Annotated in this window: 9 protein-coding genes; 8 read left to right on the top strand and 1 reads right to left on the bottom strand. The window is 65.0% G+C overall.

Features of this window, described 5'->3' with window-relative positions:
• Positions 1-124 precede the first annotated feature (124 nt).
• The 3 genes from ACXJKR_RS17930 to ACXJKR_RS17920 are packed head-to-tail and all read left to right on the top strand — an operon-like array spanning position 125 to position 2,799.
• Positions 125-589, top strand: a complete 465-nt coding sequence (locus tag ACXJKR_RS17930) for a cupin domain-containing protein (protein ID WP_457323975.1) — start codon at positions 125-127, stop codon at positions 587-589.
• Between the two features lie 52 nt (positions 590-641).
• Positions 642-1,790 carry a patatin-like phospholipase family protein gene (locus ACXJKR_RS17925; RefSeq protein ID WP_457323974.1) on the top strand — a complete coding sequence of 383 codons (1,149 nt, stop codon included), beginning with the start codon at positions 642-644 and terminating at the stop codon, positions 1,788-1,790.
• Between the two features lie 13 nt (positions 1,791-1,803).
• Complete coding sequence (locus ACXJKR_RS17920) at positions 1,804-2,799, top strand: YeeE/YedE thiosulfate transporter family protein (RefSeq protein WP_457323973.1); 996 nt, start codon at positions 1,804-1,806, stop codon at positions 2,797-2,799.
• A 470-nt stretch (positions 2,800-3,269) separates the two neighbouring features.
• On the opposite strand, the gene ACXJKR_RS17915 is transcribed toward ACXJKR_RS17920, so the two are convergent.
• Entirely contained in the window at positions 3,270-4,430 is a 1,161-nt protein-coding gene (locus tag ACXJKR_RS17915; protein WP_457323972.1) for an IS30 family transposase, read from the bottom strand.
• A gap of 314 nt (positions 4,431-4,744) precedes the next feature.
• Between ACXJKR_RS17915 and ACXJKR_RS17910 the strand changes: the two genes are divergently transcribed.
• From ACXJKR_RS17910 to ACXJKR_RS17890, 5 genes are all read left to right on the top strand, one after another.
• Positions 4,745-4,873, top strand: a complete 129-nt coding sequence (locus ACXJKR_RS17910; protein ID WP_457323971.1) for a hypothetical protein — start codon at positions 4,745-4,747, stop codon at positions 4,871-4,873.
• Positions 4,874-5,009: 136 nt separating this feature from the next.
• Positions 5,010-5,273 (top strand): rhodanese-like domain-containing protein, encoded by a 264-nt coding sequence (locus ACXJKR_RS17905; protein WP_457323970.1) that lies wholly within the window; start codon positions 5,010-5,012, stop codon positions 5,271-5,273.
• 613 nt (positions 5,274-5,886) lie between these two features.
• Positions 5,887-6,228: a thioredoxin family protein gene (locus tag ACXJKR_RS17900; protein WP_457323969.1), complete on the top strand. Its 342-nt coding sequence runs from the start codon at positions 5,887-5,889 to the stop codon at positions 6,226-6,228.
• Complete coding sequence (locus ACXJKR_RS17895; RefSeq protein WP_457323968.1) at positions 6,225-7,223, top strand: hypothetical protein; 999 nt, start codon at positions 6,225-6,227, stop codon at positions 7,221-7,223. The genes ACXJKR_RS17900 and ACXJKR_RS17895 overlap by 4 nt, the downstream gene beginning before the upstream one ends.
• A gap of 27 nt (positions 7,224-7,250) precedes the next feature.
• Positions 7,251-8,087, top strand: an 837-nt coding sequence (locus tag ACXJKR_RS17890; RefSeq protein WP_457323967.1) for an SbmA/BacA-like family transporter, incomplete at its 3' end; no start/stop codon positions are given.

The following is an 8,087-nucleotide window of genomic DNA, read 5'->3' as shown; positions in this document are numbered from 1 at the left end:
CCCTTACGGCCTTCCTTTGTTCCGACGACGCCGCCTCCATCACTGGCGCCATCCTGCCCATCGAAGGCGGCTGGACGGCGCAGTAAGCCCGGGCTCAGCCCACCCACCCCCACGGAGAACTCCCATGCAAAAACTGACCCTCATTGCCATCACCGCAATCGCCTTCGCCGGCGTCGCCCATGCCGGCGAATGCCCGGCCGACAAGCTCGCCGCCAACGCGCTGCAAGGCGCGGCCACCGCCCCGGTGGGCGTGACCGACACCGAGCTGGCCTCGATCGACCTGTCCAAGGAGAACGTCAAACTCGATCAACGCCGCCTGCGCATGCGCCACATGACCATCGCCCCCGGCGGCGTCGTGCCCCTGCACAGCCACGAGGACCGGCCTGCGCTCATCATGGTCAACAGCGGCGAGATCTACGAATACAGCAGCAAGTGCAGCGTGCCCATCCTGCACAAAGCCGGCGATATCGCGCGCGAGTTCCTGGGCACCAAGCACTGGTGGAAGAACGTCGGCGCGGCGCCGGTGGAGCTGACCATCGCCGACGTCGTCAACGACAAGAAGCCGACCACCATGGAAAAGATGATGTAAGGCCGCGGCCACCGCCCACGACCCTGTCCAGCAACCCAAGAAGAGACGCCCGATGAACGCCACCACGACCTCCACCGTCAAGGCTCGCAAAGCCCGCACAGCACCGCCATCGGAGCAGCACGGCCTGCCCGGCCAAGTGGTGCTGGTATTGCAGGGGGGCGGTGCCCTGGGCGCCTATCAGGTGGGGGTCTACCAGGCGCTGCATGACGCTGGCATCGAGCCCGACTGGGTCATCGGCACTTCCATCGGCGCCATCAACGCCGCACTCATCGCGGGCAATCCGCCCGAGCGCCGCATGGAGCGGCTCAACGCCTTCTGGCAGCACGTCGAGCAGCCGGTCACCACCGCCGGCCCGCTGGACTGGCTGGGCATGGGCAACTGGGTCGCCAACATGACCACGGTGATGCGCGGCATCCCAGCCTTCTTCGAGCCCAGCAGGGCCGCGCTGCGCGGTGTGCGGGCCAACGTGGGCGTGGAGTCGGCCGCGTACTACAGCACCGAGCCGCTGCGCGAGACGCTGGCCGAGCTGGTCGACTTCGCCGGTGTGCAGAACGGCCCCACACGGCTGACAGTGGGCGCCGTCAACGCCTGCACCGGCGCGATGCGCTATTTCGACAGCGAGCACGAGGCCCTGTGCGTCGAGCACGTAATGGCCTCCGGCGCGCTGCCGCCGGCTTTCCCGGCCGTGCGCATCGACGGCGAGCCCTACTGGGATGGCGGCCTGTACTCCAACACACCCATCGAGGCAGTGCTGGACGACCGCCGCCGTCGCGACTCGCTGATCTTCGCCGTCAACGTGTGGCACCAGACGGCACCCGAGCCCGAGTCCATCTGGCAGGTCATGGGCCGGCAAAAGGACATCCAGTTCGCCAGCCGCGCCGACAGCCACATCGCGCGGCAGAAGCAGATCCACCGCCTGCGCCACGTCATCCGGCAACTCACGCAGCAATTGCCGGCGTCCAAGCGGGCCGACCCGACCGTCAAGGAGCTGTCGTCCTGGGGCTGCGGCACCACCATGCACGTGGCCCACCTGCTGGCGCCCCGCCTGGAGGGCGAGGATCACACCAAGGACATCGATTTCACGCCGGCCGGCGTCAAGGCGCGCCGCGAGGCCGGCTATGCCGACACGCTGCGCATGATCGAGCGCTCGCCCTGGCGCGAGCCCACCGACCCCATCGAGGGCGTGGTCGAGCACGTGTAAACCGGGAAAGAGGATGACTGCCATCTGGTTTACGGCCTTGCTCTGTGTCGGCGCCATGGGCTTCGCCATCCAGCGCGGCGGTACCTGCATGGYGGCGGCAGTGGACGAGGTCATCACCGCCCGCCGTGCCCATCGCCTGACCGCCATGCTGGAGGCGTCGCTCTGGGTCGCAGGCGGCCTGGCGATCGGCCAGCTCATGCACCTGGCTGGCAGCATGCCTCCCGGTTTCGCGTCCAACGCCTGGACGGTCGCAGGCGGCGCGCTCCTCGGGCTAGGCGCCTGGGTCAACCAGGCCTGCGTATTCGGCGCCATCGCCCGCCTGGGTTCGGGAGACTGGGCTTACGCCGCCACGCCGCTGGGCTTCTATGCCGGCTGCCTGAGCGTGCAGCCCCTCTTCGCACGCCCCGCCGCGCAGACGCTGGCCCACGCCTCAGCGATAGAAGGCCCTGCGTCTTTGCTGGCTCCGCTGTTCATTGGTTACGTATGCTGGCGCCTGTGGCCGGGCCTCGCCGTACTGAAGGAGCCGGGCCGCCTGCGGGTGCTGGGCGAAAAGGTATGGTCCCCGCACGCCGCCACCATCGTCATTGGCGCGAGCTTTGTCGTCACGCTGCTGCTGGCCGGCAGCTGGGCCTATACCGACGTGCTGGCAGACCTGGCGCGCATGAGTGGTGTCTCGCGAAAGGGTCCAGGCCTGTTGCCGCTGCTGCTGTTCCTAGCGCTGTATGCAGGCGCCCTGCTCGGCGGCCTCACCGCCGGTCGCTGGCGCTCGGCCCGGCCTCTGATCGTTCAAGTACTGCGCTGCCTCACAGGCGGCGTGCTGATGGGCTGGGGCAGCCTATTGATTCCCGGCTCCAACGACGGCCTCGTCCTCATCGGCATCCCCACGCTGCGCCCCTACGCTTGGCTGGCTTTCGCCAGCATGTTCCTCTCCATCGCCTTAGCCATGCTGATTCACCTTCGGTGGCGGCAGTGGCGAGTGGCTGAACGTCCGGACACATCGATGAGCTGAGCGTAAATATCTCGCGATTGAGCCCATGTCCACAAAGGCATGATCAGCGGGCTCTGATGCCGTTCATAGGGCCGCGTGATACCGAGGAACAGGAACAGCCCAAGAAACGCAACAGGATGGTGGGCGAGCAATGTGTACCAGCGCGACCAGCAGTGGCACGGCGGCTTCGGCGCTGCGTCCCCAGACGTGTGGCGCAGCTGCCTGCTCCGCGAACCGGACTAGGCGCGACCGCGTCGAGGCAGGTCAGCGTGGCGGCCCGTCGGCTACCGCGGCCGGAACTGGACATGCGCTTGGAGCGCCTTGCAAATGTTTCAGCGCTCGGATGACTGCTATGGAGCTGTGACCGTGCTTTCGTGACCAGGCCACGACTGGCAGCACCCGCTGCGAAGCGGCTGCCAGCCGACAGCTCCAGGCTGGCTGATTGCTCCCATTCGCGGCTGCGTGACGGCGGGCAGCTATGTGCGGCGGATTCAACCGGTCAACGCAACACATTCGCTGAATCGCTCAGCGGGCGTTTGGAAGCCGAGCGTTTTGCGCGGCCTCTCGTTCAATTGTCTGGCGATCGAATTGAGCTTGGCCTGAGAGTAGCCGGAGATGTCGATGCCTTTCGGCATGTACTGCCTGAGCAGCCCATTGGTGTTCTCGTTGCTGCCCCGTTGCCAAGGACTTTGCGGGTCACAGAAGTAGACCTTGATGTCGGTAGCCATGGTGAATCGCTTGTGCCCATGCATCTCGGTTCCTCGATCCCAGGTGAGCGACTTGTAGAGCTCCTGCGGCAGCTTGCGGGCATGCTTGATGAGCGCGTTGACGACCGTCGGCGAGTCCTTGCCGTCAAGCTTGACCAGCATCACGTATCTCGTCTGGCGCTCGACCAGCGTCGCGATCTGGCTGTTGCCGCTGCCGAAGACCAGGTCTCCTTCCCAATGACCAGGCACCGCCCGGTCCTCGACTGACGCGGGTCGATCGCTGATCGACACCGCGTCGACGATCTGGCCATGGATCGCAGTCTTCTGCGTGTAGGAACGCGAGCGACGCATGCCGCGCGTGCGCCGCAGATGCTCCAGCAGCTCCTTCTTCAAGGCGCCACGCGCTTGAATGAACAGGCTGCGGTAGATCGTCTCGTGTGACACGTGAAGGCTCTGGTCGTTCGGATAAGTATGCTGGAGCCAGCCCGCGATTTGCTCTGGCGACCACAGCATCCGGAGCATGTCCGCCACGATGCCAGCCAGCGCCCGGCTCTTGGCCAGTTTGCAGAGCTTCGGTCGAAGAGCGCGTTCCCATGCAGCCTGGTCTGCCAAGGTTGCCCGATAGCCGTGCTGGCCGCCGTTGCGACAGATCTCCCGGCTGATCGTCGACGGCGCCCTGCCGAGTTGAACGGCGATCGAACGCATCGACTGCCCCGCCATCAGCGCACGCGAGATCTCTTCTCTCTCCGCCAGAGTCAACGCGGTTGCGCAACGTCGACGCTCAGGCGGTCGAATGCCACCCGTCTTCGACAAGATGCCTTGAATCGACGTGTGCGGCCGGTCAAACAGCTTGCCGATCTGCTGAAGCGTCCAACCGTCCTTCCAACGCTCCCACATCAGTGCCTTCTGGGTGGCGGTGTAGTACGTTCGTGTCCGGTGCTTCATTTGCAACACTCCTTCTGCCTGAGCAGTGGTTAGTGTGTTGCGCCGACCGGTTGAATCCGCCGCCCAAAGCCGAAGTACAAGTCCAGGGTTGACGGTCGGTTCCGCAGCGTTTGCTTCCGCTTATTGCCCTCGCTCGAACTAACGCTAACCGCCGACAAGCGGTCGCTGACCTCACGACAACTGGCGCGGGCGCATTGGCGACAACGTAGGCGGCCGGCACTACGACCGGCGCCAAGGTTCATCGATCTCGAAGTTCGCACAGCACGCGCACGCGACGAGGCTCGCCCTGGCGCGGTTTGGCGCCCACCGCGCCGGTGTTCGCTAAATTCGGCCCGTCGCTGAAGCAGTTGGAGGCGGCCGTCGGCCGCGACACATTGCTGCTGCCGGGCCACGACTATGCCGATCGCTACGCCTGCACGCTGAAGATCGAGATCGCACGGTAGCCCCTCTCGGCCTCGTGCCTGACCGGCACCATGGACGCCAAGTCGTTTGCAGCTGCCAAGGCCGTCCTGGAAAGAGACCTGGCGCCGACCGAATACCAGACCATGGACTGCGGTGCCCGGATGGAATCGCCTGGGCATGGCGCCGCAACTTGGCGAGCAGGTGCGCCGCCAGGCGGTGTCGCTGTCCTCGATCATCAACGCGATCCCGGATTGGCCGGCTGCCGAGTCCGACACCACGCTGGTGCTGTTCTGCCGCAGCGGCAACCGCAGTGCGCAGGCCGCCCAGGCGCTGCGCTGCCTCCGCCTCGGCCTCGGCCTCGAGCGCACGGTGAGCCAGGCTGGCGGCATCGCGCTGTGGCCTGAGCAGCAGCACGAAGCCCGCCAAACCGCCACAGGCTGAACGCCCACGTCGTATCGCCTACTGCTTAGCGCGGCGGCGGGCGTCTCGTGGGCCTCACCATTCCCGGCGGCAGGCGGCAGGCGGCAGGCGGCAGGCCAAGCGTGCGGCGAGGGGCTTGCGTGCGACCGGCAACATCATCGCCGTTGCCCACTTGTGGACGTCCTGGCCGTGCACCTGCTCACTCATCCATTCAGCCCGGCGGGCGCCAAATGGCATCGTTGGGTTCAACAAGAAACGGCGCGCACGGGACCACCGCGCTTGAAAGCCTGCCCGACGCTGCGGCTTTCCACACCAACGTCATAAAGCCCTGTTCCCGCTTCCTGAAGTTTGCACTGTCAGGCAAAAAGCTGCGTCCTGTCGGGCAATCGTCGAACGAGTCGGGTCCTTATGCTCGTAACGGAAAACAACGGCTTGATTGACTGACGCGGCCAGGTGATCTGCCTATCGCGTATGGCCAGTCAAGCGACATGCGAGGAGCTTTCATGAGCGCAGGAAAAGCATTCTTGAATCCGGGCGGCCTGGCGAGGCAAGTGCGAGGCGATCACATCGCAGGGGCGTGCCTCCAGATGCCCCATGTCGCGCCGGCACACCCATCACAGCAAGAGCTCGATCAATGACTGCACAAATAACTCCCGTCAGTGACGCGGACTTCGAGGCCGAAGTGGCGCGCAGCGACATTCCCGTCCTGATCGATTTCTGGGCACCCTGGTGCGGTCCGTGCATGACCCTCCTGCCGACACTTGAGGCCTTGGCGCCGATGTACGACGGAAGCYTGAAGATCGTCAAGGTCAACATCGACGAATGCCCTGCGCTGGCTGAGAAGTTCAACGTTCAAGGCATCCCCTATCTTGTCCTGGCCAAAGGTGGCGAGGCCACGGCCACTTTGCATGATCGCAGCCGCACCCGCCTCGCCAGCGAGCTTGATGCGCTCCTCGATCAGGACGGGCAGGCATGAGCGGCGCCACGCATTACTGCGCATTCCACGGCGATCCGGCACGCAAGGCGGAAATGGTCGGTCGGGTTCGCGCCAGGTGGGCCCAGGGACAGGTATTTCCGCTGGCCTATCTGAAATGGCGGACGGATGGCGGGATGGTCTCGCTGTCGGGAACCTTGGCTGAAACGCAGGTTCCGGAGGAGTTCATCGAGCGCACCGGCCTGCCGGTCGAACTGGGGGCCTTGTGCGAAGGCCTGGTCCATGCGGGCGCCGGGTTCAGCGAGGACGAGAACGCGCCCTTCGGACTTGCCATGCGGGGTAGCGAGGTCATCCTGGCATTCGCCATGGAGTGGCTGGATGCCATTCCGGTTGGCGCGGATCTGGGCGGTGTGGTGCCGCGCTTCATGCACAGCTTCCTCGGCAGTGTCTTGGCGCCCGATTTCGCCATGTCGGCCCACGTGTCACCGGCCGTTCGCGCATGCGCCGAGCGGATTCTCGACTTGTGGGAACGCGAGCTGTCCGGCGTGCAAGTGGTGCCCAAGGAATGGCGCAGCCTGCGTGCCGATGCGCTGCGTGCCTCCGAGGATCCCGGCGATCCCTGGGGCTACGCCGTGTCTGAACTGGTCGAATCCCTGGCTTGGCCGGCGCGCGGGCTCGCGCCTGAATTCGTGCCGATCTTCCAGATCTTCATGAAGGAGTTGAGCCAGTTCCTGCTGGCTCCCTACCTGTCCAGCGAGGACCGGGACATCCTGATGCAGTCGATGGTCGGCCTTCGTGAATTGAACCGCGCCCATCGCGATCCTCAATCGTCGCAACTGCCCACCGAAACGCTGCTGGAGCGCGATCAGCAAGCCAAACACGCGGTGCATACGCTCATGCAGGTGCAAACGCAGGCGCGCATCAGTGCCGCCAAGCAGCAAGCCCAGTCGGAGTCGGACGGTGTGCTGCGCCTCCAGATGGATAGCCTGCGCAGGCTCATCGAGGACGCCGGGCGCCCCGCAGCGAGCGCGGCATGACGGCTCATATCGCAGAAGGTGCAAAGCATGACTGACGTCGCCATCACAGACCCTTCCGCAGTCGATGCAGTGAAGACTGAAATGYCACAGGAAAGCGGTGGCAAGTCGTTGCGGTCTGACATTCGGTACGGCGCTTCGCTGGTCGTGCAATACGTCAAGGCCGACCCGCTGATGGGCTTGCTGCTCATTGCCTATCAGTTCGCTCACAGCGGACTGGCGATGTCCTTCTTCTTGAAGATGCAGTTGGCCTTCGCGGACGTGGTCAACGCGCTGGCCGCGAAGAATGCCGAAGTCATCCCGGACATCATCGCCAAGATCCTGATGTTTGGTGCCGTGACCACGGTCTTGGCTGCCATTGGCACATGGTCGCGCCTGTCACTGCGCATGCGCATGCGCCGCGTGTTGACCACGACGCTGCTCGACAGGTGGATGAACGCCAACCGCTTCTTCCACCTGGAGCGGCGTGCGCAACTCGACTATCCAGAGCAGCGCATTCAGGAGGACGTCTACCTGTTTGTCGACAAGCTGACCTTGATTGGCGTGTCGATCCTGGCCTCGCTGTTCGGTGTGTTTCTCTACACGTCCCAGCTGTGGCGGCTTTCGCCGCCGGTGGTCGTGCCCGCGATCGGGATCACGGAGCCCATCCCTGGCCTGCTGGTCTACCTCGCCTTTGGCTTTGCGCTGGCAATGACCTTGCTGGTGCATTGGGTGGGAGCGCTGCTGACGCGAGCCGAGGTCGTTCGTCAGCGGCTTGAAGCGCAGTTCCGTTCGGAGATGCACGCGGTCCGGGAGAACGGCGAATCGATCGCTTTTGTCCGCGCGGCGCCTCTTGAGCGTCGGCGGCTGGCCGACACCTTCCTGCTG

This window comes from Roseateles sp. P5_E11 (assembly GCF_054049355.1).
Note: the sequence above shows the minus strand (reverse complement) of the source record. Positions and strands in the feature narration are given on the sequence as shown.

Bases quoted from the DNA above. Each gene is read 5' to 3' on its own strand.
- ACXJKR_RS17930 (WP_457323975.1), top strand. From the start codon at position 125: ATGCAAAAACTGACCCTCATTGCCATCACCGCAATCGCCTTCGCCGGC.
- ACXJKR_RS17925 (WP_457323974.1), top strand. From the start codon at position 642: ATGAACGCCACCACGACCTCCACCGTCAAGGCTCGCAAAGCCCGCACA.
- ACXJKR_RS17915 (WP_457323972.1), bottom strand. From the start codon at position 4,430: ATGAAGCACCGGACACGAACGTACTACACCGCCACCCAGAAGGCACTG.
- ACXJKR_RS17905 (WP_457323970.1), top strand. From the start codon at position 5,010: ATGGCGCCGCAACTTGGCGAGCAGGTGCGCCGCCAGGCGGTGTCGCTG.
- ACXJKR_RS17895 (WP_457323968.1), top strand. From the start codon at position 6,225: ATGAGCGGCGCCACGCATTACTGCGCATTCCACGGCGATCCGGCACGC.